Raw genomic sequence first — 1,245 nt, forward strand, 5'->3', positions numbered from 1 at the left:
CGACAATTTTTCGCAAAAATTGTCGGGCTTTCACTCCTCGCTTTTTAGCTTTACCAAGCAAAAAGAGCTCAAACAGATCGTTCAATCCCTCGCGCAAAACTATTTAAAGATGATTATATAAAATAAAAAACAGCTAACTATCTAAAAAACAATACACAGTAAAAAACATCAAAAAAAACATAAAATAAAGCATTGTCATGTTAAAAAAGGGATCTATATTTGCACCCGCTAAGGGAAAAACGCAAGTTTAAGATTAGTAAAAGTTCATTAAAAACATTGTTAAGATATCATCAAGAAAAGATTAAAAATAAGTTGCTAATAACTTGTTTAAGATAAAAGAAAGAGTGTATCTTTGCAGTCCGTTTAAAACTCGGAAGTTCATTAAAAACATCGCGAAAATAAACTAAAAAAAACTTCAAAAAAGTTTTGTCAGTTTTTAAAAAGTTTATAGATTTGCAACCGCTTTAAGAAAGCGAAAACGATCAGAGAAATTTTGGAATGATTTGGTAATAAAATCAGTTAGTTCGAATCTAGCATTTCTACAAGAAGTCTGAGAAGATAATCAAGTTGAAAATACTTGCGAGTGTCGACTCGACACGTTCATTGAAAATATTGAAATTGACAGCGTAAACAAAGAGTAGAATAACCATGTTTAACTTCGTTAAACAAATTCTTTTGAAACTTATTCATTAATATTATTTAAAATATACAATGAAGAGTTTGATCCTGGCTCAGGATGAACGCTAGCGGCAGGCTTAACACATGCAAGTCGAGGGGTAACATTGTAGCTTGCTACAGATGACGACCGGCGAACGGGTGCGTAACGCGTATAGAATCTGCCTTGTACATGAGGATAGCCTTTAGAAATGAAGATTAATACTCCATAATGCTAATATGTGGCATCACAAATTAGTTAAAGATTTATCGGTACAAGATGACTATGCGTCCTATTAGCTAGATGGTAAGGTAACGGCTTACCATGGCAACGATAGGTAGGGGGTCTGAGAGGATTATCCCCCACACTGGTACTGAGACACGGACCAGACTCCTACGGGAGGCAGCAGTGAGGAATATTGGTCAATGGAGGCAACTCTGAACCAGCCATGCCGCGTGCAGGATGACTGCCCTATGGGTTGTAAACTGCTTTTATACAGGAAGAAACTTATCTACGTGTAGATAACTGACGGTACTGTAAGAATAAGGACCGGCTAACTCCGTGCCAGCAGCCGCGGTAATACGGAGGGT

1 rRNA gene is annotated in these 1,245 nt (G+C 36.9%); it reads left to right on the forward strand.

What is annotated here, in order from left to right:
• Positions 1-708 precede the first annotated feature (708 nt).
• Positions 709-1,245, forward strand: a 16S ribosomal RNA gene (locus Q4586_RS13945); the annotation flags it as partial.

It is taken from the genome of Tenacibaculum soleae, assembly GCF_030549005.1.
GTDB lineage: Bacteria > Bacteroidota > Bacteroidia > Flavobacteriales > Flavobacteriaceae > Polaribacter > Polaribacter soleae.